The following is a 24,572-nucleotide window of genomic DNA, read 5'->3' as shown; positions in this document are numbered from 1 at the left end:
CTGGTACTCGGGGGATGGCGAACGGGGTCGCCTCCTACGTCTTCACAACGTTGGATTCAGCGTAATGGTTCAGTCTGTGTCACCGGCCAGCCATTGCTGTGCGCCGGCTGTGACTGGATTTTCCACATAAGCGACCCCCAATTCCGCGACTTTGCAGGCCCCCGGTAGGCTAGATGCGTGACTCCCGAAGAACTCTCTGCTGCCATATCCGCCTGCCTTAAGGACGCCGTCTCTACCGGCGAAATCGCCTTGACGGAATCTGCCGTACCCGAATCCGTGCGAGTGGAGCGACCCAAGAACCGGGATCATGGAGACTGGGCCACCAACATCGCCCTGCAGCTCTCCAAGCAGGCAGGCATGAATCCGCGTGAATTTGCCGGGATTCTCAGTAACCACCTGCAGGGCATTCCTGGCGTAACCGGCGTGGAAATCGCCGGTCCCGGCTTCCTCAACATCACCGTGGATGCTGCCACTGCCGGTGCCCTTGCCAAGGCCATTGTGGAGGCTGGAACCAGCTACGGAACCAACCAGGCGCTCGCAGGCCGCGTAGTAAATATGGAGTTCGTTTCCGCGAACCCCACCGGCCCGCTGCACATCGGACATACCCGGTGGGCGGCCTTGGGTGATGCAATCGCCCGGGTCCTGCGTGCTTCCGGTGCGGATGTCACCGCCGAGTACTACATCAACGACGCCGGCTCGCAGATGAACGTCTTCGCCAACTCCGTCCTCTCCCGCCTGCATGGCCGTGGCGTTCCGGAGGGCGGCTACCCGGGTGAGTACATCCGCGAACTCGGAGACGAAGTCCTCAAGGCCCACCCCGGCATCCGGGAACTGACGGACGAGGCCGCCCTTCCGGTGATTCGTGCCGCTGCCTATGAGGCACAAATGGCGGATATCAAGACGACCCTGGGCGAATTCGGTGTGGAGTTCGACGTCTTCTTCTCGGAGAAGGAACTCCACGACGCCGGTGCGATCGAGTCTGCAGTGGCCCGCCTTCGCGAACAGGGCCACGTCTTCGACGACGGTGGTGCCGTTTGGTTGCGGACCACTGACTTCGGTGATGATAAAGACCGCGTGATGATCCGCGCCAACGGCGAACCAACCTACTTCGCCGCAGACGCTGCGTACTACCTTTCCAAGAAGGACCGCGGATTCACCGAGAAAATTTACCTTCTCGGCGCGGACCACCATGGATACATCAACCGGCTCAAGGCCATTGCGGCCTGCGCCGGTGATGACCCGGAGGTCAACATCGAGGTCCTCATCGGCCAGTTGGTCTCGGTCAACGGCGCAAAGCTGTCCAAGCGTGCGGGCAACATCATTGAACTCAAGGACCTTATTTCCTGGCTCGGCAAAGACGCCGTCCGCTACTCCCTGGCGCGTTTCCCTGCCGACTCACCGCTGACGCTGGACCCGGAGCTGTTGAAGAAGCACAGCAACGAGAACCCTGTGTTCTATGTGCAATATGCGCATGCCCGCTCCCGCGGCACCGCACGCAACGCTGCCGAGGCCGGTGTGGAGCGCCAGGTAGATGGAGTGGACGCGTTCGACGCTTCCCTCCTGGATCACGCCACGGAAAATGAGCTCCTTTCCTACTTGGGCAGCTACCCGTCCATCGTGGCCAAGGCCGCAGAACTCCGCGAGCCGCACCGCGTTGCACGCCACCTTGAGGTCATTGCCGGCGCTTACCACCGCTGGTATGACGCCTGCCGTGTGTCGCCACAGGGTGATGATCCCGTCCTGGACGTCAACCGCACCAGGCTCTGGCTCAACGACGCCACCAGCCAGGTGCTTGCCAACGGACTCGAACTGCTGGGCGTTTCGGCGCCGGAACGGATGTAGGGCAATGAACACAGCCGCTGATCACGCTTCTCCGCTTGCTCCCGGATGGTTGGCCGTTCCGGCGGACCTCAACGCGCTGCAGGAACCCATGTGGGCCGCGGGAGTTGCCAAGAACGACGCCGGCGAGGTCACCGTTGACGGAGTCTCCGTCAGTGAGCTCAAGGAACAATACGGAACTCCGCTGTTTGTCATGAGCGAGCCGGACTTCCGTGCCCGTGCCCGTGCGTTCAAGGATGCCTTCGACGCCGCCTTCGCCGACATCTGCGGGGGAGTGGACGTCTACTATGCCGGGAAGTCTTTCCTGTGCACTGCTGTGGCGAGTTGGGTAGCAGAAGAGGGCCTCCGCCTGGATACGTGTTCCGGTGGGGAACTGGCTGTTGCTGCACGTGCTGGAATCGATGGCTCCAATCTGGGGCTGCATGGGAACAACAAGTCGGATGCCGAGATCAACCGTGCCCTGGACATGAAGCTGGGCAGGATCGTGGTGGACAGCCTCGATGAACTTGAGCGCGTTGCCAAGATAGCGTCCGGTCGCGGCGAGATTGCCAAGGTCATGCTGCGCCTGACACCCGGCGTGCATGCGCACACCCATGAGTTCATTGCCACCGCGCACGAGGACCAGAAGTTCGGCCTGTCCATGGCTGAGGACTCCACCGAAGAGGCGGGTCTTTCGGCAGCCGAGGAAGCTGTGGCAGCAGCCACCTCCTACTCAAGCGTCGAACTGCTGGGCCTGCACTGCCACATCGGCTCACAGATCTTTGAACCCGATGGTTTCGCTGTCGCTGCCCGGAAGCTCCTGGGCTTCCTCGCTGCCATGCAGGAGAAGTACTCCATCGTGTTGCCGGAGTTGGACCTCGGGGGAGGCTACGGAATCGCCTATACGCCTGTGGACACGCCCCGCCCGCCTGCCGAGATCGCAGAGGCGATGGCCGTCGTCGTACGCTCCACGTGCGCTGAGCTGGACATCACGCCACCGCGTATCTCCATCGAGCCTGGACGCGCCATCGTAGGCAGCACCACGTTCACGCTCTATGAAGTGGGCACACTTAAAACCGTCCGTGTAGACGCCCCTGAGGGTGAAGACGGTCAAAAGAACGTTACGTATCCGCGCCGCTATGTGTCGGTGGACGGCGGGATGAGCGATAACGCCCGTCCAGTGCTGTACGACGCGGATTATTCGGCGATTTTGGCGTCGCGTGACTCCTCAGCGGCTCCGCAGCTGTCCCGCGTAGTGGGCAAACATTGCGAGAGCGGCGACATAGTTGTTAGAGATGTATATCTGCCCGCGGATGTGGCAGCCGGTGATTTGCTCGCAGTACCGGGTACCGGCGCCTACTGCTGGGCCCTCTCCAGCAACTACAACTACCTGGCACGGCCTGGCGTTGTCGCTGTACGCGACGGAGCAGCCCGGCTGATTGTCCGCGGGGAAACCGAAGAAGATCTCTTGAACCGCGACATGGGAGTGGCGAATGTCTGAAGTGCGAACCTTGAAGGTGGCCCTGCTGGGCTGTGGCAACGTGGGGGCCCAGGTCGCGCGGATTCTGATTGACGACGCCGATGCCCTCGCTGCCCGCAGCGGCGCCCGCTTGGAACTGTCCGGCATTGCGGTGCGTACCATCGATGCCCCGCGTGACGTTGAGCTGCCCCGTGAACTTTTCACCACTGACGCCGACACATTGGTCAAGGACGCAGACCTGGTCATCGAACTCATGGGCGGAATTGAGCCGGCACGCTCGCTGATCCTGACGGCCATCCAGAACGGCGCCTGTGTTGTCACCGGCAACAAGGCCCTCCTCGCCCAAGACGGCCCCACCCTGTACGAAGAGGCTGATAAAGCCGGCGTCCAGTTGTCGTACGAAGCCGCAGTGGCCGGGGCCATCCCCATCCTGCGCCCCATCCGCGACAGCCTGTCCGGCGACCGCATCACCAGGGTTCTGGGCATTGTCAACGGAACCACCAACTTCATCCTCGACCAGATGGACACCACGGGCGCTCAGTTCGCGGACGCCTTGGCCGAGGCCCAGCGCCTGGGATACGCCGAAGCGGACCCGACTGCTGACGTCGAAGGCCACGATGCCGCAGCGAAGGCTGCCATCCTGGCCTCGCTCTCGTTCCACACACGCTTTTCCCTGGACGATGTCTATTGCGAAGGCATCACCAAGGTCAGTGCCGCGGACATCTCTTCTGCCAAAGAAGCCGGATTCGTCATCAAGCTGCTGGCGATTGCAGAAAAGATCGACTCGGCAGATAACGGCAGTGGCATTTCGGTGCGTGTCCACCCCACCCTCCTGCCGCGTGAACACCCCCTCGCTGCTGTCCGCGGTGCATTCAACGCCGTCTTCATCGAGGCGGAGAACGCGGGAGAATTGATGTTCTACGGCCAGGGCGCCGGCGGAACGCCCACGGCCTCCGCTGTCCTGGGTGACCTCGTATCCGCCGCACGGCGGTTGGTCCTGGGTGGCCCCGGCCGGACGGAAACCACCACCGGACACGTCCCGGCACTGGCCATCGATGCCTCCAACACCAGTTACTACATCGGCTTGGACGTAGCTGACCAGGCCGGCGTTCTGGCGAGGATCGCCCACATCTTTGCGGAAAACGGTGTCTCCATCGAGATCATGCGTCAAACGATCCACCGCGACTCCGAGTCGAATGTTGAATCGGCCGAACTGAAGATCGTGACGCACCGTGCATCCGAAGCTGCACTCGCAGCAACCGTCGAGGCCGTCAAGGGCCTGGACGTCATCAATTCTGTGACATCCGTACTGCGGGTAGAAGGGGTCTAAGTGGCTCACCAATGGCGCGGAGTAATCCGCGAATACGCTGATCGTTTGCCTGTAACGGAAGCCACCAAGGTCATCACCCTCGGCGAGGGCGGCACGCCCCTGGTTCACGCCCGGCAGCTCTCCGAGCTCACCGGCTCAGAGGTGTACCTCAAGGTTGAAGGCATGAACCCCACGGGGTCCTTCAAAGACCGTGGCATGACCATGGCCATGACAGCTGCCGTTGAGGCCGGAGCCAAGGCTGTGGTCTGTGCGTCCACGGGCAACACCTCGGCCTCGGCAGCTGCCTACGCCACCGCAGCCGGACTCAAGTGCGCGGTACTGGTTCCCGAAGGCAAAATCTCCATGGGCAAGCTGAGCCAGGCTATCGCCCACGGTGCCACCTTGCTGCAGGTTGACGGCAACTTCGACAACTGCCTGGACATTGCCCGGAAGCTCGGGGAGTCCTACCCGGTGTTCCTGGTGAACTCGGTCAACCCGGCACGTATCCAGGGCCAGAAGACGGGTGCCTTCGAGATCGTAGATTCCCTCGGCGATGCTCCGGACATCCATGTCCTGCCTGTCGGCAATGCCGGCAACATCAGCGCCTACTGGAAGGGCTACAAGGAATACTCCGCGCCTTTCGAGACCGCAAACGGAACTCTTCCTGCTGTAGCCACCAAGACGCCCATCATGTGGGGCTTCCAGGCTGCAGGCGCGGCGCCGTTCGTTGCCGGACACCCGATCACCGAGCCGGACACTATCGCTACCGCTATCCGCATCGGCAACCCGGCTTCCTGGGACACTGCTGTTGCTGCCCGGGACGAATCCGGTGGGTTGATTGAGGCCGTTACGGATGATGAGATCCTGGCAGCGCACCGCTGGCTGTCAGCAAAAGAAGGTGTCTTCGTGGAGCCCGGCTCAGCGGCCGGTGTGGCAGGCCTGATCAAGAAGCACGCTGCCGGCGAGGTTCCTTCGGGCAAGACCATCGTCATTACGGTGACCGGACACGGCCTGAAGGACCCGCAGTGGGCCCTCCGCACTGAGGATGGCAGTGACGTCCAGCCCGTCAAGGTGCCCAACGACGTCGTCACCGTTGCCGCAGAACTGGGACTGGAAGAAAAGTAAGAGTGGAATCAACGCAGCCCACCGCGACTGATCGTGCGCTCGTCGCGGCAGGCCAGCGGCTGACGGTCAAGGTCCCTGGTACAAGCGCCAATCTGGGCCCCGGCTACGACAGCCTCGGCTTGGCCTTGTCTATTTACGACACCTTGACGGTGGAAACCCTCAGCACCGGAGAGCTCGAGTTCGAGCTCTCCGGTGAAGGGGCCGACACCCTTCCCCGGGATGCCAGCCACCTCGTGGTGCGCGCCATCGATCTCGCCTTGGCGCGCCTCGGCTTCGGACACTCCGGGCTGAAAATCACTGCGGACAACGTCAACCCGCACGGGCGGGGACTCGGTTCCTCGGCTTCGGCCGTGGTGGCCGCTGTGACAGCAGCCAATGCCTTGGTGCCGGAGGAATCGCGGCAGGATCGCGATTGGATCCTGCAGCTGACCAGTGAAATGGAAGGCCACCCCGACAACGTCGCACCCGCGATTTTCGGCGGACTGGCGCTGTCGTGGCAGGACAGCGAGCAGTACAGCAGTACCAAAGCTGACGTAGTTCCCGCCGTCATTCCGGTAGTCGCAGTCCCTGACTTCGAATTGTCTACGGAGACTGCACGGGGATTGTTGCCGGCATCCGTTGGCCACCATGCGGCGGCCATGAATTCCGGACGCGCCGCCCTGCTGATCCACGCACTGACAGCGCAGCCGGGCTTCCTGCTGCCGGCCACGGAAGACTACCTTCACCAGAGCTACCGTGCACAGGCGATGCGCCCCAGCGCCGACCTCATCGCGACACTTCGGTCCGCGGGTCATGCAGCCGTCGTTTCCGGGGCGGGACCTACTGTGATGGTGCTGGCCAACGGCGTAAATGAGGCCGCCATTGTGCAGGATTTCATTGAGTCCTACACCAAGGCCAACACACCCGACATCGGTTGGCGCGTGATGACGCTGGCTGTGGACGTTCAAGGTGCTAGAGTGGAAGTGCACCGCCGGTAAAGCCGCGGGCAGTTCCCTGATTTTGGATCTCGGTGGTTTCGCCGTACCTTTCGTCAACTGTGCCAACGTTGGTGGTGTCGTCTCTTTCCGGCCTGTCTCAGGTGCCGAGAATTCTCTCTGTTCCCTGAACAAACAGCCGGCTGCCCGGGTCACCGGATCCAGGATGACGATCAGTATCCGGCCCTGTTGGCCACAATCCATCAGGCACGGCCGAAATCACCGGCTGCAGATCTGAACTGCAGCCCAGAACAAATCATCGCGTCCAGCTCTCGCTCTGGACGCCGTCGAGGGGGAAGGATCCTTCGTGACAGAAACCACTGAGCTGGCTTCAGCTGTGGACACAACATCTTCTGCTGCTGAGTCGTCAACGGCAGCAACCACCAAGAGCAGCGGCCTTGCAGGCCTTAAGCTCGCACAGCTTCAGGCTCTCGCGAGCCAGCTGGGCATCTCCGGAGGATCGCGCATGCGCAAGGGGGATCTGGTCACCGCCATTTCCGCCCACCGTGCCGGCACCTCCACTACCAAGGCGCCAGCCAGGGCCAGTGCCTCGGCTAAGAGCGCCGCCCCGGTGGCCAAGGAAGCCCCGGCAGTGGAAACCAAGGCTGCTGCGGAGACCAAGGGCAAGGCTGCCGGGAACGGTGCCGTTGCCGAGGCACCATCCGAGGCCCCGGTCCAGGAAGCTCCCCGCGGACGTGGTCGTGGTCGTAGCCGCCGCGCTACCAGCGATGGCGTGGTAGCTGCGGTTGAAGCCGCCGCTGCGCCTGCTGAGGCTGCAGCTGCACCGGTTGCTGAAGCACCGGTATCCGCAGAAGCCGGCGAGGCCGGCACCGAGCGTCGCCAGCCGCGCACCCGCAACCGCCGTCGTGGCGAAGCTGCTGCCGCTCCGGCTGAAGCTGTGGAAGCACCCGCAGCCGAACAGCGTGCCGAACGTACCGAACAGCGTGAGCAGCGTGCCGACCGCACCGAACAGCGTGAGCAGCGTGCTGACCGCACCGAACAGCGTGAGCAGCGTGCTGACCGCACCGAACAGCGTGAGCAGCGTGCTGACCGCACCGAACAGCGTGAGCAGTCGGATGCGGGCGAGCAGCGTGAACGCCGTGATAACAGCCGCGGCCGCCGTGAAGACACCAACGACGGCGACGACACCGGCAACCGCCGCAACCGTCGCAACCGTCGTGACCGCAACGACCAAAATGATCGCAACGATCGCCGGGGAGGTCAGGACAGCCGCGACGGAAACACCCGCAGCGACCGCTTCCGTGATCGCAACGAACGTCGCCGTGGCCGCGCGCAGGGACCGGACGTTGACGACGTCGAGGTCACCGAAGACGACGTCCTGCTGCCCGTAGCAGGCATCCTGGACGTTCTGGAGAACTATGCGTTCATCCGGACATCCGGCTACCTCCCGGGCGCAAACGACGTCTACGTATCCCTGGCCCAGGTCAAAAAGTACAACCTCCGCAAGGGCGACGCCGTGGTTGGCGCCATCCGCGCGCCGCGTGATGGTGAAGACCGCAGCCAGCAGTCCGCCCGCCAGAAGTTCAACGCGCTCGTCCGCGTCACCTCTGTCAACGGCAAGACGCCGGAAGAACTCAAGGACCGCGTTGAATTCGCCAAGCTCGTTCCGCTGTACCCGTCCGAGCGCCTGCGCCTCGAGACGGATCCCAAGAAGATCGGCCCGCGTGTCATCGACCTCGTGGCCCCGATCGGCAAGGGCCAGCGTGGCCTGATCGTCTCCCCGCCGAAGGCCGGTAAGACGCTCATCCTGCAGTCCATCGCGAACGCGATCACCACCAACAATCCTGAGGTCCACCTCATGATGGTGCTGGTTGACGAACGTCCCGAAGAAGTCACCGACATGCAGCGCACCGTCAAGGGTGAGGTCATTGCCTCCACCTTTGACCGTCCCGCCGATGACCACACCACGGTTGCCGAACTTTCCATCGAACGCGCCAAGCGCCTCGTTGAAATGGGCATGGACGTTGTAGTCCTCCTGGACTCCATGACCCGCCTGGGTCGCGCCTACAACCTGGCAGCACCGGCCTCCGGCCGCATCCTCTCCGGTGGTGTGGACTCCGCAGCCCTGTACCCGCCCAAGCGTTTCTTCGGTGCTGCACGCAACATCGAAAACGGCGGCTCGCTGACCATCCTGGCAACGGCCCTCGTCGAGACCGGCTCCAAGATGGACGAGGTCATCTTCGAGGAATTCAAGGGCACCGGCAACATGGAGCTCCGCCTGTCCCGCCAGTTGGCAGACAAGCGCATCTTCCCGGCCGTGGACGTCAACGCGTCCGGCACGCGCCGCGAAGAGAACCTGCTCTCGCCTGAAGAAGTCAAGATCATGTGGAAGCTGCGCCGCGTCCTTTCCGGCCTGGAGCAGCAGCAGAGCCTTGAGCTGCTGACCAACAAGATCCGGGAGACGCAGAGCAACGTCGAGTTCCTCATGCAGGTTCAGAAGACCACGCTCGGAGCGAAGTCGGACAACGACAAATAGCTGTGCTCTAACCGCTCAAAATATGCCGGCCCCGCCCCTACGCCGGGTAGCTTCCGATCTACGATCGAAAGCTACCCGGCTCCGGCAGGCCCGGAGCCACTCCCTGGCCGGCATATTTTGAGCGGTCTTTGTTTAAAGGAATCCGTGGCCCGACACCACGTGAGGTCAGAAACGGCCCAGTGGGCCCAGGATGGGCTGTGCGTGACCCCACGATGCAGTTATTAGACTTGTAGAAGTCGAAAGAGGTTTGAAAATGTTTGAGTCCGTACAGGGATTGCTTGATGAGCATGCTGCTATCCAGGCGCAGCTGAGTGATCCTGCTGTCTATGCCGATCAGTCTGCGGCCCGGAAGTTGGGGCGGCGGTCTGCTCAGCTCCAGGGCATTGTGGAGGCGTACAACAAGTGGCGCGGGCTCAATGATGATCTGGAAGCGGCCAAAGAGATGGCTGACGAGGATCCTGAATTCGCTGCGGAAGTTGTTCAGTTGGAGGAGCAGATTCCTGCGGCACAGGAGCGCCTGCGCCGTCTGCTGATTCCTCGTGATCCTGATGATGCCCGCAACGTCATCCTCGAAGTCAAGGGTGGCGAAGGTGGCGACGAAGCCGCTTTGTTCGCCGGCGACCTCCTGCGCATGTACATGCGCTACGCCGAATCGCGGGGTTGGAAGACCGAAATGATTTCCGCCACCGAGTCGGATCTTGGCGGTTACAAGGACGTTGCGGTGGCCATCAAGGGCAACTCGAACGACCCTGCTCAGGGTGTCTTCGCGCGTTTGAAGTTTGAGGGCGGCGTACACCGCGTGCAGCGTGTGCCCGTGACAGAATCCCAGGGCCGCATTCACACTTCGGCCGCGGGCGTGTTGGTTCTCCCTGAAGTAGATGAGCCCGAAGAGCTCGAGATCAACCAGAACGACCTCAAGATCGACGTCTATCGTTCCTCAGGTCCGGGTGGACAGTCCGTGAACACCACGGACTCCGCTGTGCGCATCACCCACTTGCCCACGGGCATCGTGGTGGCCATGCAGAACGAGAAGTCCCAGCTGCAGAACCGCGAAGCCGGCATGCGAGTTCTCCGTGCCCGCCTCCTGGCCCACCAGCAGGAACAAATCGACGCCGCCAACTCGGAGCAGCGCAAGTCGCAGATCCGCACCATGGACCGTTCAGAGCGCATCCGCACTTACAACTTCCCGGAAAACCGCATTGCGGACCACCGCACCGGGTACAAGGCGTACAACCTTGACGCCGTCATGAACGGCGACTTGGAGCCTGTGATCCAGTCGGCCATTGAGGCGGACGAGCAAGCACGCCTGGACGCCATCGGCGAATAGCACCCTGCCGCATATCAACAGCAGAGTAGATCCATGACGTTTTACCAAGGCCAGAGCCTCGCGGACGCAGTTCGCGAGGCCACTGCCGTTCTCACCGACGCCGGTGTCCCCACGCCACGCGTGGACGCTGAACTACTGGCCGAACACCTTCTTGGCGTGGGACTGGGACGCCTGCGTGCCATGTTGCTGGGGGATGCCCCCGCTCCGGATGGCTATGGCGAACTGGTTCAGGAGAGGGCCGGCCGCGTCCCTCTTCAGCACATCACCGGCGTCGCATATTTCCGGTACTTGGAGTTGCGTGTGGGGCCTGGGGTTTTCATACCCCGCCCGGAGACGGAGTCGGTGGTCCAACTGGTTATTGATCGCGTCAAGGGTATGCCGAACCCGAAAGTGGTGGATCTTGGCACCGGATCCGGTGCGATCGCCGGCTCGATTGCCCACGAGGTGCCGGGCGCTGAGGTCCATGCCGTGGAATACAGTACGTTCGCGCATGCTTGGGCTGCGAAGAACCTGGAGCCGCTGGGTGTCACCCTCGTGCAGGGCGACCTCCGCGATGCGCTGCCCGAACATAACGGAACCTTCGACGTCGTCGTCTCCAATCCGCCATATATCCCCGCAGAGGCGATACCCACAGAACCGGAAGTCGCGCTGCACGATCCTCCCGAGGCACTGTACGGTGGGGGAGCGGACGGCATGGAACTCCCGACGGCGGCAGCAGCCTCCGCAGTCCGGCTACTGAAGCCCGGCGGGTACTTCGTGATGGAACACGCCGAAGTCCAAGCCGGCTGGATCGCCGGGATGCTGCAGCGCACGGGACGTTGGAACGACGTCACCACACACTTCGACTTGAATGGTAAGGAACGTGCCACCAGCGCGGTGCTGGCAAGCGCCGCCCCTGATGAGTGAAAGAATAGCGCTGTGACCACAACCTACAACTGCACTTCCGATGACCAGCGGGCTGAAGGACTTCAGCACGCCCAGCGTGCCATCAGTGAGAAGAAGTGCATCGTGCTGCCGACGGACACTGTGTACGGCATTGCCGCAGACGCCTTCTCGCCTTTGGCCGTGACCATGTTGCTGGCCTCCAAGGGACGCAGCAGGCAGATGCCTCCCCCTGTCCTGATTCCCAGGATCAACGCCTTGGATGGCCTCGCTACCGACGTGCCTGCCGATGCCCGTGCACTGGCGCAAGCATTTTGGCCGGGCGGGTTGACGTTGATCCTCCATGCCCAGCCTTCATTGGACTGGGATCTGGGTGAGACTAAGGGCACTGTGGCCCTGCGTATGCCCGATGACCAGATTGCCTTGGAACTCCTCGGGCGCACGGGCCCGCTGGCCGTATCCTCGGCCAACCGAACCGGCCAGGAAGCAGCCCAGACCGCTGCGGAAGCGCGCATGCAGCTGGCCGAATCCGTAGAGGTTTACCTTGAGGGCGGATTCAGGCCCGTTGAAGGTACTGCGGCGCTGCCGTCCACGATCGTGGACGCAACTGCCACCCCGTTCCGCGTAGTTCGCCAAGGAGCCATTTCCTTGGAGCGCCTCCGTGCAATCGTTCCGACCATCCTTGCCTTCGGCGAGACCGTTTCCACCGGCGTTGAGGAACTTTCAGCAGCCGATGCTGTTGCGGCGGCTCCCGATGCGGAAGTGGCTCCGGAAGCAGAAAAGGCCCCGGAAGCAGAAAAGGCTTCGGAAGTGGTTGAGACTCCGGAAGCAGCAGATCAGGCTGCCGTAGAGACCCCGACGGCGGGCGACGCACCTGCCGAGGTGACCGGGGCCGCCGTCGTCGAAGCCGCACCCGAAGAGGACCCGCTGCCTGCAGGCGATGGGGAACCGCAGGCCACACAAGAAGCCAAATCCGAATGATTCCGGACCGTCAGCGCGTCCCCGTCCTTGACGTCGACGCTACTCCGTTGCGCGTCAATGACCTTATTGATGCCATGGGTGGACTCATTGCTGCGGGAACCACAAGCACGGTGCTCGGCCACAACCTGCACAGCATTACGCTGTTTCATTCCTGCCCCGATGTCCGTGCCCTCTACGGGGAAAGCTCGATCGTCCTCCTTGACGGCGCTCCGGCCACGTTGCTCTGGGGTCTCTCGCGTCGTCGCCGGCTGCCTCCGTTGGATGAGGGGGCCATGGCGTACCGGCTGGGTTCCATGGACTGGATCCCTGAGCTGGGAAAGGTCCCGGGATTGCACCGGGTTGCTGTTGTTGGTGCCGGCCGTGAGGCTAACACCGAGGCTGTTGCCCGTCTGCGGTCCATCATTCCCGGAGCCACAGTGGACGGCATGCCCGGCGAAGGTTGGGACGACGCCCTCGAGGAAGCCGTGGTGGGATGGCTGGGCACCTTCCGGCCGCAACTGGTGTTGATCGGGCTGGGAATGCCACTTCAGGAGCATGTTCTGCGTCGCAGGCTCAATGAATTGCCGCCGGCTGTCTATTGCGCTGTCGGCGGAGCGATCGAACAGGTTGCCGGTATCCAGAAACTGGCGCCGCGTTGGTTGGGACGCTTGGGGCTCGAATGGGCCTGGCGCCTGGTCCTGCACCCGGACAGGGTTGCCTACAGGGTTTTTGTGGAGCCATGGAAGCTCGCAAGCCTGCTGGTTCGGCGCCGTATTCAACCACCCACGACCAAAGGCAAGTAAATGACGTCCCAAGCTGTCGTGGTCGCCGTTGTGGTGACCTATAACCGCCGAGAACTGCTCCAAACCACCTTGTCCGGCATCGCGGCCGGCACCCGGGTTCCGGACGCCGTCGTCGTGGTTGATAATGCCTCAACGGATGGAACCGCAGGGTTCCTCCGGGACTATCAAGGGCCGCTGGTGACGGACGTGGTTACGCTGGGCACCAATGTGGGCGGAGCCGGCGGATTCGTGGTGGGCATGGAACGCGCGCTGCTGGATCACGGTGCGGACCACGTCTGGATCATGGACGACGACACAGAACCGCAACCGGCCGCTCTTGCCGAAGCCTTGGAGGTTTCCGCTGCCTATGAGCAGGAAACCGGAGATTCGCCGGCCTTCATTGCCAGCCGCGTCGTCTGGACCGATGGCCGGGACCACCCCATGAACCGCATGCGGCCCCGGTTGGGTGCCAGCGAGGAAGCACGCAGCGCCGCCGCCCGGGTCGGTGCCACGCAGATCCGCAGTGCTTCCTTTGTGTCAGTGGTGATCCGCGCCGAGGAAATCAGGAAGCATGGGTTGCCGATCGCGGATTACTTCATCTGGAATGACGATCTTGAGTACACCGCAAGGGTCTCGCGCAAGGCAAAAGCACTGACGACGCAAGCTTCGGTGGCCAACCACCACACCAAGGTCTTTGGCGACGCCGGGGCTGATCCCGGACCACGCTTTTACTACGAGGTGCGGAACAAGCTGTGGGTCTACACCCGTTCCAGTGCTTTGGCGCCATGGGAAAAGATACTTTTCACCGGCGCGTCGCTGCGTAACTGGGCCCGGACCATAGCTGCCTCGCCCAACCGCAAGGTGTTGCTGGGAGGGCTTCTCAAGGGGCTGCGCCATAGTTTCAAAGCGCCCCGCTCCAACGCAGAAGTGCTTGAGGGAATCTACACCTTGCGGAACGTTCAAGAGCCCGCCAGCTGACAGTTGCGCAGCCTGAACCCGGTCACATAGCCGGGCACCAGCGGCTGCGTCACAGGGTGGTCACGGCAGTTGGCATTAGTATCGTGACTAGAGTCCACAGAAACCCGCAACATTCGGCACAGCCGGTGCAGGCATGGCGACGGAGTAGTTCCATTTATCCAAAGACAGAATTCCACACCTCAAGGTGCCCGGAAACCACCGGCTTTCATGCGACGCACCGGCTGCGTCCGTTGGTCAGCCTTTCCGGAACAGTGGGCAGGCTGCTCCCGGGAGCCGCATCATGATCATGTATCTGCTGATGGCACTCACGGCTGCCGTGGTGTCCTACGCGGGAACGTGGGGTGCCCGCGTCGCCGGAAACAAACTGCGGCTCTACCGTCCCATCCGCAGCCGCGACATGCACTCCGCCCTGATTTCCAAGCTTGGCGGGTTGGGCATCTTTGCCGGGTTCTTCGTAGCGCTGGTGGTTGCCAGCAACTCCTTCTTCGTCAAGGACATCTTCAGGCACAATGACGGCCCGTGGGGGATCCTTGCCGGCGCCGTGGTGATCGTGGCGGTAGGGGTGGCGGACGACATCCTGGACATCCGATGGTGGATCAAGTTGCTGGGACAGGCAGCCGCGGCCTTCATCGTGGCCATCTGGGGCGTCAGAATGTCCGTGGTGCCGTTCATTCCTGAACCCATATTCCTGGAATCTGAAGTCGTCCAGATTGTTCTCACAGCCGGTCTGATTGTCACCACCATGAATGCCGTCAACTTCATTGACGGACTGGACGGTCTTGCGGCAGGAGTGGCCATCATTGGTGGCGGAGCGTTCTTCCTTACGGCCTATTGGGTTCACCGGAACAATCCATCCACCGATAACTCAGACCTTGCCACGCTGCTGATGGCAATCCTTGTGGGAAGTTGCATCGGGTTCCTGCCGCACAACTGGTTCCCGGCAAAAATCTTCATGGGGGATTCGGGGGCCATGCTCATCGGCCTGCTCATGGCCTCAGCCGGCGTGGTGGCAACGGGTCAAATCGGCTCCGGCTTGTATGACCGTGCCAACGGCATCCCCACGATTGTTCCGATTCTGCTGCCTTTTGCCGTTCTTTCCCTGCCCTTGTTGGATCTTGGCATGGCCGTGGTCCGCAGGACCGCCAGGGGACAGTCACCGTGGTCGGCAGACCGCGGGCACCTCCACCACAAGTTGGTAGACCTCGGATACTCGCACCGCGCCGCCGTCGTCATGCTGTACGTCTGGACGTGCATCCTCGCCTTCGGGGGAGTCGCATTCGCCGTCTTCCCGTGGCAAATTGTGCTGATCGTAGTCATTGCAGCGGCGCTCATCATGGCTGCCGTGACCGCATGGCCCTACTTCACGCGTAACTCCTCGCGGCCGGGGGAGTAGATGTGACAACCGGTTATCGTCACAGTTCTATCTCATGTAGAATTCTTACTGCGGACAGTCACTCGCCCGTAACCCCACTTTGAGAATATGGCACCTGTGCCACGAGGATTGGTATCCCCATGACATCCAACGCCGAAACCGGACGCCCGTCCGGTAAACGTGGTGTTGGAGTCTCCGGTGAGACACCGAAGCTTTGGCTTAGATTGCTCTTCTTGAGTTCCGCCGCTTCTTTGGCAGGTCTGGTCATTACGAGCATCGTGGCTGGATTAATCAACGGCAGCAAGGGCGCCTTCTCGGTGGTCTTTGGCGGCGGTCTCGTCATGGCCTTCTTCGCAATAAGTCTCTTGATCGGACACTTCGTTGGACGCAACAATCCTTCTGGAGCCGTTGGTCTTTTCGTAGCTACGTACTTTGTGAAGGTCGTGGGCTTCGCCATTGTGCTCTTTGCCATCGGCACCCCCGAATGGCTCCACAGTCGGTGGTTCCTGATCGGGGCGGTTGTATCCGTGGTTCTTTGGCAGGTCGCAGAAATCTACGGTTTCAGCAAGGCCCGCCTTCAGATCTACAACGATCCCGAAGAGCAGAAGGGTGGCCCGGATGTCTCCGCGTAAGCGTTATTCACGCCCGGCCGTCGATGCTCAGCAAGCTGTCAACCGCGGTGAATCTGCAGAAGTCGGGAACGACGGCGGATACAACGCCGGCATTGCCGTCTTCAGCTACATCATTGGCGGGATCATTGTCTGGAGTTTGATAGGCTGGGGTCTGGATAATCTGTGGGGGACCCGCTGGATTGTGCTCCTTGGCGCTCTGCTGGGAGCCGCAGGAGGGTTCTATCTTTCCCATATGCACGGCCTCACCAGGCAAAGCTCCTCTTCTGGCGAGAGCAACGCAGACAGCGGTCCGTCCACGGACGGGGACAGTAATGCCAAATAATTTCACATGGATTACGGATGCGTCCATCGCGTCCGAACTCCAACCAATGCCCAATGATGGACACAGCAGAGAGGAAACGCGTTGATCGCGCTTGCGCTCCCCGCCCAGGATTCGGGGTCATTCACCCCACCCGGAATCGACGAAATGCACCTGCCGGCAATCCTGCCTTGGGGTGCGCACGACGGATTCTCCAAGCAGATGTTGCTGGTGATCCTTTCGGTCGTCATTATCGCTACATTCTTCATCCTCGCTGCACGTAAGCAGCAGCTGGTTCCCGGCAAACTGCAGTTCGCAGGCGAAATGGCCTATGGCTTCGTCCGCAACAGCATCGCCAAGGACATCATCGGCGGCAAGGACTTCATTAAGTACGTCCCGCTGCTGTTCAGCTTGTTCTTCTTCATTCTGGTGAACAACATCTACGGCGCCATCCCGGTGATCCAGCTCCCTAGCTTCTCGCACGTGGGCGGCGCCTATGTGATGGCCGGCATCGTGTACTTCACCTGGATCATCATCGGCATCAAGAAGAACGGCCTGAAGTACTTCAAGTTGGCCACCGTTCCGTCCGGTGTCCCGTGGTACATCCTCCCGATTGTGGTACCGATCGAAATCATCTCCAACTTCCTGGTCCGCCCCGTCACGCACAGCCTCCGTCTGTTCGCGACCATGCTGGCCGGTCACTTGATCGTCATGCTTGCCGGCTCCGGCATCGAATTCCTGGTTATGCAGGAGAACGTGCTGCTCAAGGGCGCATCGGTCCTGGTACTCGTTGGCGCTATTGCCATGTACATGCTTGAAGCATTGATCATGGCCCTGCAGGCTTACGTGTTCACACTGCTGACTGCGATCTACATCGAAGGCGCCCTGCACGCCGACAGCCACTAGGCTCACAAAACTTCCCCTCGCGGGGATGAAGCAACCCAAACAACCTGCCGCACGGGCGGCATCTTGAAAGGAAGAAAAAATGGAAGGCACCATCAACGGCTCCCTCAACCTCATCGGCTATGGTCTTTCGGCCATCGGCGGTGGTATCGGTGTGGGTCTCGTGTTCGCCGCTTACATCAACGGCGTTGCACGTCAGCCGGAAGCTCAGCGCGTGCTGCAGCCGATCGCATTCCTCGGCCTCGCACTGACTGAAGCCCTCGCCATCCTCGGCCTGGTCTTCGCTTTCGTTCTTTCCTAGTCCTAAGAACCAAGCGAATCCAAGCACGAGTAGATAGGACGGGTGAAATATGAATCAGCTGATCATCTCAGCCGCCACTGAAGGCGAAGCGGCACAGAACCCGCTTGTTCCCAATGTCTGGGAAATGGGCGTAGTCCTCGTCGGCTTTGCGGTCCTCATGTACATCGTGGTCAAGTTTGTTGTCCCGATGTTCGAGAAGACCTTCGCCGAGCGCGCCGAAGCCATCGAAGGCGGCATTGCCAAGGCCGAAGCGGCCCAGGCGGAAGCTTCTGCAGCTCTTGAAGAGTACAAGCAGCAGCTCACCGATGCCCGTGCCGAAGCCAACCGCATCCGCGAAGAAGCACGCGCTGAAGGCGCCCAGATCCTCGCGGACCTGAAGGCAAAGGCTGCAGCAGAGTCTGCACGCATCACCGAGCAGGCACACGCTGCCATCGAGTCGGAGCGCCAGGCAGCTGTTGTCTCGCTTCGTTCCGAGGTTGGCACCTTGGCCACCACGCTGGCCGGCCGCATCGTTGGGGAAGCACTCACCGACGATCAGCGTGCCGCACGCGTTGTTGACCGCTTCCTTGCAGATCTGGAGACCCAGAGCGCAGGTGCAGCTAAGTAATGGCAGGTATATCGAGCGAATCGCTGACCACAGCACTGGCGCAATTGGAAGCCAAGCTTCCTTTCGCCTCGCTGCAGTTGGCTAAGGACCTCTTCGGAATCCTGGGAACGGTGGACAGCTCGGCTGGCTTGCGCCGCGCCCTGACTGACCCGTCCCGTTCCGGTGACGAGAAGTCGGCGCTGGTCAAGCAGCTGGTTGGCGGAAAAGTCTCCGCTGATGCTGCTGAGATTGCAGGCGGATTGGCCAGCTCTCGCTGGGCATCGGCACGCGATATCGGCGATGCACTCGAGACGCTTGCCGCCACGGTTGTCATTGCCGTAGCTGAAAACAAGTCGGCCGTTTCTGCCTCCGGTATCACGGGGCTGGAAGAGCTGGAAAACGATCTGTTTGCCTTCAACCAGGCCGTCGCCTCCAGCCACGAAGTACAACGTGCTCTGTCTGAGCCACAGGCATCGCCTGCGGCAAAGATTGCACTGGCCGAGAAGCTTGTTCCTGGCAGCAGCGAGGAAGCCAAGGTTCTCATCAGCCAGGCCGTTACGCAGCCGCGCGGTGTCAAGCCAAGCAAGCTTGTCGAGTCATTCGCCAAGCTTGCAGCCAAGCGTCAGCAGCGCTGGATTGCTACTGTCAGCGTTACCCGTCCGTTGACGGAAACGCAGGCCAGCCGTCTGCAGGCCGGGCTTGACGCCCTGTACGGCCGCGAACTGAAGGTCAACGTCAATGTTGACCCTGCACTGATCGGTGGAATCCGCGTCCAGGTAGGTGACGAAGTGCTCGACGCTTCGGTTATTGCCCGCCTGACAGAGCTCCGCCGCCAGCTCGCTGGCTAGCGAAGACAAAGCACAACTTAACTGATATAAAACCCGGTCATCGTGAGCAACGATGATCACGAAAACAGGAGAGCAGGGACTGCAGATGGCCGAATTGACCATCAACGCCGACGACGTCCGTAATGCGTTGAACGAGTTCGCGGCGTCCTACGAACCCGGTAACGCAGAGCGCGTAGAGGTTGGTCGTGTGACCACCGCAAGTGACGGCATTGCCCGTGTTGAGGGTCTTCCCTCGGTCATGGCGAACGAGCTGCTTCGCTTCGAAGATGGCACGCTGGGCCTGGCCCAGAACCTTGACGTCCGCGAGATCGGTGTCATTATCCTCGGTGACTTCACCGGTATTGAAGAAGGCCAGGAAGTTCACCGTACCGGTGAGATCCTGTCCGTTCCGGTTGGCGATGCCTTCCTGGGTCGCGTTGTTGACCCGCTGGGCCAGCCGATCGATGACCTCGGCGAGATCAAGGCCGAAGCCACCCGTGCACTGGAACTCCAGGCTCCGGGCGTTACCGAGCGCAAGTCGGTTCACGAACCGATGCAGACCGGCCTCAAGGCTATCGACGCCATGATCCCGATCGGCCGCGGCCAGCGTCAGCTGATCATTGGTGACCGCCAGACCGGCAAGACCGCCATCGCCGTGGACACCATCATCAACCAGAAGGCCAACTGGGCTTCCGGAGATGTCACCAAGCAGGTTCGTTGCGTTTACGTTGGTGTCGGCCAGAAGGCTTCCACCATCGCAGCCGTGCGCCAGACCCTCGAGGATCATGGCGCACTGGAGTACACCACCATCGTGGCGTCTCCGGCATCTGACCCCGCCGGCTTTAAGTACCTGGCACCCTACGCAGGCTCGGCCATTGGCCAGCACTGGATGTACGGTGGCAAGCACGTCCTGGTGATCTTCGATGACCTGTCCAAGCAGGCCGAAGCCTACCGCGCCGTGTCCCTGCTGCTGCGCCGTCCGCCGGGACGCGAAGCCTACCCGGGCGACGTCTTCTACTTGCACTCCCGTCTGCTGGAGCGTTGTGCCAAGCTCTCCGACGAGCTCGGTGCAGGCTCGATGACCGGTCTTCCGATCGTCGAAACCAAGGCAAACGACGTCTCCGCTTACATCCCCACCAACGTGATCTCCATCACCGATGGCCAGATCTTCCTCCAGTCGGATCTCTTCAACGCCAACCAGCGTCCTGCTGTTGATGTTGGTGTGTCCGTCTCCCGCGTTGGTGGCGCTGCACAGGTCAAGTCCATGAAGAAGGTCTCCGGTACCTTGAAGCTGGACCTGGCGCAGTACCGCGACATGCAGGCATTCGCCATGTTCGCCTCTGACCTGGATGCTGCTTCCCGTCAGCAGCTGACCCGTGGTGCACGCCTGATGGAACTGCTGAAGCAGGGCCAGTACTCACCGTTCCCGGTTGAGAACCAGGTTGTTTCCATCTGGGCCGGTACCAAGGGTTACCTCGACGACGTTCCGGTTGAGGACATCAGCCGCTTCGAGTCCGAGTTCCTGGAGCACCTTGCGCACAAGTCCTCCATCCTGACCACGCTGGCTCAGACCAACGTCCTGGATGACGACACCGCTGCAGCCTTGACCGAAGCAATCGTTTCCTTCAAGAAGGGCTTCTTCGGAGAAGGCGACAACCACTTGGTTGGCGCCGGCCACGAAGAGCACGCAGCGATCTCCGGCGGCGACGTCGACCAGGAAAAGATCGTCAAGCAGAAGCGCTAGTTCCGATTACCTGCCCTGCCGGGGTCCGCAAGGGCCCCGGCAGGGCAGCACATCGGGAACATAGGAAAGGATAAGTATGGGAGCCCAGATTCGGGTCTACCGTCAGAAGATCAGCTCGACGACGTCGATGCGCAAGATCTTCAAGGCGATGGAACTGATCGCTACCTCGCGCATCGGTAAGGCCCGCGCCCGCGTAGCAGCTTCACTGCCCTACGCGAACGCGATTACCCGCGCCGTTTCTGCTGTCGCAACTCAGAGCGAAATCGACCACCCGCTGACCACCGAGCCGGAGCAGATCCGCCGCGCCGCAGTCCTGATCATTACATCGGACCGTGGCCTTGCAGGATCGTATTCCGCGAGTGTGCTCAAGCAGGCTGAAGGTCTCACCGAGCTTCTTCACGCAGAAGGCAAGGAAGTCAAGGCATACCTGGTTGGCCGCAAGGCTCAGGCGTACTTCGATTTCCGCAACCGGTCATACACCCGTGTATGGACCGGTGGCACGGACGCCCCGGAATTCGAAACCGCACAGGAAGTCGGAGCTGCACTTCTCGAAGACTTCTCCACCGACTTCGAAGAGGGTGGCGTGGATGAAATCCACGTCGTCTACACCCGCTTCAAGTCCATGGTGACGCAGGAGCCCACGGTTATCCGTTTGCTCCCGCTGGAGGTCGTCGAAGAGGAAGCAGTTTCGGAATCCGAGCTGCTGCCGTTGTACGAGTTTGAACCGGAAACAGAGCAGGTGCTTGACGCACTGCTTCCGCGTTACATCGAGTCCCGCATCTTCGCAGCCATGCTGCAGGCCGCTGCTTCCGAGCTCGCAGCCCGCCAGCGTGCCATGAAGTCGGCCGGTGACAACGCTACGGATTTGATCAAGAAGTACACGCGCCTTCGCAACACGGCCCGCCAGGCCGAGATTACGCAGGAGCTTTCCGAAATCGTTGCCGGCGCCGACGCCCTCGCGTCCTAGCCTGCACCGGATTCGGCTCAAAGCCGCACCTGCAACAAACAGATAAACTTAACCCCACGCCATCTACTGAGTGAAGTGAGAGAGATGACTGCCACTGCTACCGAACACGTAGCAACGGCCGGTGCCACCGGCCGCATTGCCCGTGTTATTGGTCCGGTTGTCGACGTCGAATTCCCGGCTGACGCAATCCCCTCGATTTACAACGCTCTGACCACTGAGATCACTCTCAACGGCCAGACGAAGACCATCACGTTCGAGACCTCCCAGCACCTGGGTGACAACCTCGTACGCGCCATCTCCCTGCAGGCAACCGACGGACTCGTCCGCGGTACCACCGTGCAGGACTCCGGTGCCCCGATCTCCGTGCCCGTCGGCGACGGCGTCAAGGGCCACATCTTCAACGTCCTCGGCAAGCCGCTGGACGTTGACGAGTCCGAGATCAAGGCTGACGCCTACTGGCCGATCCACCGCAAGGCTCCGGCCTTCGCCTCCCTCGAGGGCTCCACGGAGATGCTCGAGACCGGCATCAAGGTCATCGACCTCCTCACCCCGTACATCAAGGGTGGAAAGATCGGCCTGTTCGGTGGCGCCGGTGTTGGCAAGACCGTTCTGATCCAGGAAATGATCACCCGTGTTGCCCGCAACTTCGGTGGTACTTCCGTATTCGCCGGTGTTGGCGAGCGTACCCGTGAAGGTAACGACCTCTGGGTTGAAATGGAAGAGGCAGGCGTCCTCAAGGACACCGCCCTTGTGTTCGGCCAGATGGACGAGCCGCCGGGAACGCGTCTGCGCGTGGCCCTGTCGGCGCTGACCATGGCAGAGTACTTCCGCGATGTCCAGAACCAGGACGTGTTGCTCTTCATCGACAACATCTTCCGCTTCACTCAGGCAGGCTCGGAAGTTTCCACGCTGCTCGGCCGTATGCCGTCCGCTGTGGGCTACCAGCCCAACCTTGCTGACGAGATGGGCCTCCTCCAGGAGCGCATCACGTCCACCAAGGGTCACTCCATCACGTCGATGCAGGCCATCTACGTGCCGGCTGATGACTACACCGACCCGGCCCCGGCCACGACCTTCGCACACCTCGACGCGACCACGGAACTTTCCCGTGAAATCGCATCCCGTGGTCTGTACCCGGCCGTTGACCCGCTGACGTCGACCTCCCGCATCCTGGATCCCCAGTACATCGGCAAGGACCACTACAACACGGCTGTTCGTGTTAAGCAGATCCTGCAGAAGAACAAGGAACTCCAGGACATCATCGCCATCCTTGGTGTTGACGAACTCTCTGAAGAGGACAAGATCGTCGTGTCGCGTGCACGCCGTATCCAGCAGTTCCTCTCCCAGAACACCTACACCGCAAAGCAGTTCACCGGCGTCGAGGGTTCCACCGTGTCGATCAAGGATACCGTGGAAGGCTTCACCGCCATCTGCGACGGCGAGCTGGACCACATCGCAGAGCAGGCGTTCTTCAACGTCGGCGGCCTGGATGACGTCGAGCGTCAGTGGGCCAAGATCCAGGAACAGACCAAGTAGTATGGCTGAGCTCGAGGTTGAGATTGTCGCAGCGGACCACTTCGTGTGGTCCGGCGCGGCCAAGATGGTGAAGGCCCGCACCAGCGATGGTGAAATCGGAATCCTGCCGGGCCACTCGCCCCTTCTGGCCATCCTGGCCGAGGGCGAGCTGGCAATCCAGCCGGTTTCCGGTGACCGTATTTCGGTAGTGGTCGACGGCGGGTTCTTCTCCGTTGACAACGATCGCGTGGTCATTGTTGCTGACAACGCCAAATTGGGCGAAGCGGCTACAGCGGGGATCCGATAGCACGACCTTGATGGACGATTCCCTTATTCCGTTCATCGCCCTGGCAACAGCGTTTACGTTGCTGATCATTTCACTGTGCCTGTTCGGGGTGCGCCGCTTCAACCTGCGGCGTGCCCTGGGCACGGTAGACGCCTCCATTTGCACGGCTGGAAACAGCTGGCAGATGGGGGTTTGTCGTTATCAGGACAATGAGCTGGAGTGGTTCCGCTTGATGTCCTTGAGCGTGATCCCCAAGCACAGATTTACGCGCAGTTCGCTCGAACTGCTGGGCCGCCGCCAACCCACGGAAGATGAACTCGTCAGGGTGCAGCCCGGCGTCGTGGTTGTTGAATTGCAGTACGAAGGCAAGAAGTTCATGCTTGCCATGAACTTCGACGCCTATGCAGGTTTGTCGTCCTGGCTGGAGGCCGGTCCGGTCATCGGCGTCGGCACCTGGCGCTAGGCGTTATGGAATTTCTTTCCGATGTCAGCCTGGTTGCTGGTCCGTTCCTCTGGTTCAGCATCGCCTGCGGTGCTGCCGGTGGGGCGTACCTCCTCTGGCGGCGACGACGTTCCTGGCCTTTGGTGGTTGTGGGCTCTCTGGCCGTTTCTGCCGGGATCGTGGCGTTGGTCCACTGGATCCTGGTGGACCTCATGGCCACTTTTTCAGAGAACCTGCCCTTTGAAACGCTTGCCTGGTCTGTGCCTGCTGTCGCGGCTGTGCTTCTCTGCGCAGCCCGCTTTCCACGCAACTCCGGTAAAGGCCGATCCCTCAGCGTCCTGGCGATGCTGGGAGTGGTTCTTCTCAGCGCAGTCCAGGTGAATCTCTATTTTGGCTTGAACAACTCGGTTGCGGATCTACTGGGCACAGCAGTGGCACGTATCCAGCCGCTGGAAGCCAGCCTCCAAAGGAGCCCGGACAGTACACCTGGCTCGGAGCTCAAGGCATGGAAAGCGCCCGGTTCCATGCCGGGCAACGGGATTCTTCGGAAGGCCGAAATCCCCGGAA

At 61.4% G+C, this 24,572-nt stretch carries 23 protein-coding genes and 1 pseudogene; all 24 read left to right on the top strand.

Annotated features, from left to right (window positions below; translation table 11 throughout):
• Positions 1-177: 177 nt before the first annotated feature.
• Positions 178-1,842, top strand: coding sequence for an arginine--tRNA ligase (argS, locus tag HP499_RS01775; RefSeq protein WP_172322251.1), 1,665 nt, complete (start codon positions 178-180; stop codon positions 1,840-1,842).
• A 4-nt stretch (positions 1,843-1,846) separates the two neighbouring features.
• Positions 1,847-3,319 carry a diaminopimelate decarboxylase gene (gene lysA / locus HP499_RS01770; RefSeq protein ID WP_172322250.1) on the top strand — a complete coding sequence of 491 codons (1,473 nt, stop codon included), beginning with the start codon at positions 1,847-1,849 and terminating at the stop codon, positions 3,317-3,319.
• Entirely contained in the window at positions 3,312-4,628 is a 1,317-nt protein-coding gene (locus HP499_RS01765) for a homoserine dehydrogenase (RefSeq protein ID WP_172322249.1), read from the top strand. Before lysA ends, HP499_RS01765 begins: the two co-directional genes overlap by 8 nt.
• Positions 4,629-5,732 carry a threonine synthase gene (gene thrC / locus HP499_RS01760; protein WP_172322248.1) on the top strand — a complete coding sequence of 368 codons (1,104 nt, stop codon included), beginning with the start codon at positions 4,629-4,631 and terminating at the stop codon, positions 5,730-5,732.
• Between the two features lie 2 nt (positions 5,733-5,734).
• Positions 5,735-6,709, top strand: a complete 975-nt coding sequence (gene thrB / locus HP499_RS01755) for a homoserine kinase (protein ID WP_172322247.1) — start codon at positions 5,735-5,737, stop codon at positions 6,707-6,709.
• A gap of 304 nt (positions 6,710-7,013) precedes the next feature.
• On the top strand, positions 7,014-9,203 hold the full coding sequence (gene rho, locus HP499_RS01750; protein ID WP_172322246.1) for a transcription termination factor Rho: 2,190 nt from the start codon (positions 7,014-7,016) through the stop codon (positions 9,201-9,203).
• A 253-nt stretch (positions 9,204-9,456) separates the two neighbouring features.
• The gene (prfA, locus tag HP499_RS01745; protein ID WP_014922181.1) at positions 9,457-10,530 is read left to right on the top strand and encodes a peptide chain release factor 1; all 1,074 of its coding nucleotides are present in this window, start codon (positions 9,457-9,459) and stop codon (positions 10,528-10,530) included.
• Positions 10,531-10,563: 33 nt separating this feature from the next.
• Positions 10,564-11,436: a peptide chain release factor N(5)-glutamine methyltransferase gene (gene prmC / locus HP499_RS01740; protein WP_172322245.1), complete on the top strand. Its 873-nt coding sequence runs from the start codon at positions 10,564-10,566 to the stop codon at positions 11,434-11,436.
• 12 nt (positions 11,437-11,448) lie between these two features.
• Complete coding sequence (locus HP499_RS01735; RefSeq protein ID WP_172322244.1) at positions 11,449-12,393, top strand: L-threonylcarbamoyladenylate synthase; 945 nt, start codon at positions 11,449-11,451, stop codon at positions 12,391-12,393.
• Positions 12,390-13,175 carry a WecB/TagA/CpsF family glycosyltransferase gene (locus HP499_RS01730; RefSeq protein WP_026540132.1) on the top strand — a complete coding sequence of 262 codons (786 nt, stop codon included), beginning with the start codon at positions 12,390-12,392 and terminating at the stop codon, positions 13,173-13,175. The genes HP499_RS01735 and HP499_RS01730 overlap by 4 nt, the downstream gene beginning before the upstream one ends.
• The gene (locus HP499_RS01725; protein ID WP_172322243.1) at positions 13,176-14,132 is read left to right on the top strand and encodes a glycosyltransferase; all 957 of its coding nucleotides are present in this window, start codon (positions 13,176-13,178) and stop codon (positions 14,130-14,132) included.
• A gap of 280 nt (positions 14,133-14,412) precedes the next feature.
• Positions 14,413-15,525, top strand: a complete 1,113-nt coding sequence (locus tag HP499_RS01720) for an MraY family glycosyltransferase (protein ID WP_172322242.1) — start codon at positions 14,413-14,415, stop codon at positions 15,523-15,525.
• A gap of 119 nt (positions 15,526-15,644) precedes the next feature.
• Entirely contained in the window at positions 15,645-16,136 is a 492-nt protein-coding gene (locus HP499_RS01715) for a hypothetical protein (protein WP_172322241.1), read from the top strand.
• On the top strand, positions 16,123-16,458 hold the full coding sequence (locus HP499_RS01710; protein ID WP_172322240.1) for a hypothetical protein: 336 nt from the start codon (positions 16,123-16,125) through the stop codon (positions 16,456-16,458). The genes HP499_RS01715 and HP499_RS01710 overlap by 14 nt, the downstream gene beginning before the upstream one ends.
• Before the next feature lie 81 nt (positions 16,459-16,539).
• Positions 16,540-17,340 (top strand): F0F1 ATP synthase subunit A, encoded by an 801-nt coding sequence (atpB, locus tag HP499_RS01705; protein WP_172322239.1) that lies wholly within the window; start codon positions 16,540-16,542, stop codon positions 17,338-17,340.
• Positions 17,341-17,419: 79 nt separating this feature from the next.
• A complete protein-coding gene (gene atpE / locus HP499_RS01700; RefSeq protein ID WP_011775261.1) occupies positions 17,420-17,638 on the top strand; it encodes an ATP synthase F0 subunit C in 219 nt (72 codons plus the stop codon).
• 49 nt (positions 17,639-17,687) lie between these two features.
• Positions 17,688-18,245 (top strand): F0F1 ATP synthase subunit B, encoded by a 558-nt coding sequence (locus HP499_RS01695; RefSeq protein WP_172322238.1) that lies wholly within the window; start codon positions 17,688-17,690, stop codon positions 18,243-18,245.
• Complete coding sequence (locus HP499_RS01690; RefSeq protein WP_142938632.1) at positions 18,245-19,072, top strand: F0F1 ATP synthase subunit delta; 828 nt, start codon at positions 18,245-18,247, stop codon at positions 19,070-19,072. The genes HP499_RS01695 and HP499_RS01690 overlap by 1 nt, the downstream gene beginning before the upstream one ends.
• Positions 19,073-19,157: 85 nt before the next feature.
• Entirely contained in the window at positions 19,158-20,795 is a 1,638-nt protein-coding gene (gene atpA / locus HP499_RS01685) for a F0F1 ATP synthase subunit alpha (RefSeq protein WP_172322258.1), read from the top strand.
• Between the two features lie 76 nt (positions 20,796-20,871).
• Entirely contained in the window at positions 20,872-21,762 is an 891-nt protein-coding gene (locus HP499_RS01680; protein WP_172322237.1) for a F0F1 ATP synthase subunit gamma, read from the top strand.
• Between the two features lie 84 nt (positions 21,763-21,846).
• Positions 21,847-23,298, top strand: a complete 1,452-nt coding sequence (gene atpD, locus HP499_RS01675) for a F0F1 ATP synthase subunit beta (RefSeq protein WP_026540142.1) — start codon at positions 21,847-21,849, stop codon at positions 23,296-23,298.
• A 1-nt stretch (position 23,299) separates the two neighbouring features.
• Positions 23,300-23,584 (top strand): F0F1 ATP synthase subunit epsilon, encoded by a 285-nt coding sequence (locus HP499_RS01670; protein WP_172322236.1) that lies wholly within the window; start codon positions 23,300-23,302, stop codon positions 23,582-23,584.
• 10 nt (positions 23,585-23,594) lie between these two features.
• Complete coding sequence (locus HP499_RS01665) at positions 23,595-24,026, top strand: DUF2550 domain-containing protein (RefSeq protein ID WP_089595530.1); 432 nt, start codon at positions 23,595-23,597, stop codon at positions 24,024-24,026.
• Positions 24,027-24,031: 5 nt separating this feature from the next.
• Positions 24,032-24,572: pseudogene (locus HP499_RS01660) on the top strand (esterase); the annotation flags it as partial.

The sequence above is a fragment of the Paenarthrobacter sp. CM16 genome, assembly GCF_013179505.1.
Classification (GTDB): domain Bacteria; phylum Actinomycetota; class Actinomycetes; order Actinomycetales; family Micrococcaceae; genus Arthrobacter.
The sequence above is the reverse complement of the archived record's forward strand: the minus strand, read 5'-3'. Positions and strand labels throughout refer to the sequence as shown.

Excerpts from the sequence above, each read along its gene's own strand:
- HP499_RS01720 (WP_172322242.1), top strand. The coding sequence starts at position 14,413 with ATGATCATGTATCTGCTGATGGCACTCACGGCTGCCGTGGTGTCCTAC.
- HP499_RS01725 (WP_172322243.1), top strand. The coding sequence starts at position 13,176 with ATGACGTCCCAAGCTGTCGTGGTCGCCGTTGTGGTGACCTATAACCGC.
- HP499_RS01715 (WP_172322241.1), top strand. The coding sequence starts at position 15,645 with ATGACATCCAACGCCGAAACCGGACGCCCGTCCGGTAAACGTGGTGTT.
- HP499_RS01670 (WP_172322236.1), top strand. The coding sequence starts at position 23,300 with ATGGCTGAGCTCGAGGTTGAGATTGTCGCAGCGGACCACTTCGTGTGG.
- atpA (WP_172322258.1), top strand. The coding sequence starts at position 19,158 with ATGGCCGAATTGACCATCAACGCCGACGACGTCCGTAATGCGTTGAAC.
- HP499_RS01695 (WP_172322238.1), top strand. The coding sequence starts at position 17,688 with ATGAATCAGCTGATCATCTCAGCCGCCACTGAAGGCGAAGCGGCACAG.
- HP499_RS01765 (WP_172322249.1), top strand. The coding sequence starts at position 3,312 with ATGTCTGAAGTGCGAACCTTGAAGGTGGCCCTGCTGGGCTGTGGCAAC.
- lysA (WP_172322250.1), top strand. The coding sequence starts at position 1,847 with ATGAACACAGCCGCTGATCACGCTTCTCCGCTTGCTCCCGGATGGTTG.
- atpE (WP_011775261.1), top strand. The coding sequence starts at position 17,420 with ATGGAAGGCACCATCAACGGCTCCCTCAACCTCATCGGCTATGGTCTT.
- HP499_RS01680 (WP_172322237.1), top strand. The coding sequence starts at position 20,872 with ATGGGAGCCCAGATTCGGGTCTACCGTCAGAAGATCAGCTCGACGACG.
- HP499_RS01730 (WP_026540132.1), top strand. The coding sequence starts at position 12,390 with ATGATTCCGGACCGTCAGCGCGTCCCCGTCCTTGACGTCGACGCTACT.
- HP499_RS01665 (WP_089595530.1), top strand. The coding sequence starts at position 23,595 with ATGGACGATTCCCTTATTCCGTTCATCGCCCTGGCAACAGCGTTTACG.
- prfA (WP_014922181.1), top strand. The coding sequence starts at position 9,457 with ATGTTTGAGTCCGTACAGGGATTGCTTGATGAGCATGCTGCTATCCAG.
- atpD (WP_026540142.1), top strand. The coding sequence starts at position 21,847 with ATGACTGCCACTGCTACCGAACACGTAGCAACGGCCGGTGCCACCGGC.
- HP499_RS01690 (WP_142938632.1), top strand. The coding sequence starts at position 18,245 with ATGGCAGGTATATCGAGCGAATCGCTGACCACAGCACTGGCGCAATTG.
- HP499_RS01710 (WP_172322240.1), top strand. The coding sequence starts at position 16,123 with ATGTCTCCGCGTAAGCGTTATTCACGCCCGGCCGTCGATGCTCAGCAA.
- prmC (WP_172322245.1), top strand. The coding sequence starts at position 10,564 with ATGACGTTTTACCAAGGCCAGAGCCTCGCGGACGCAGTTCGCGAGGCC.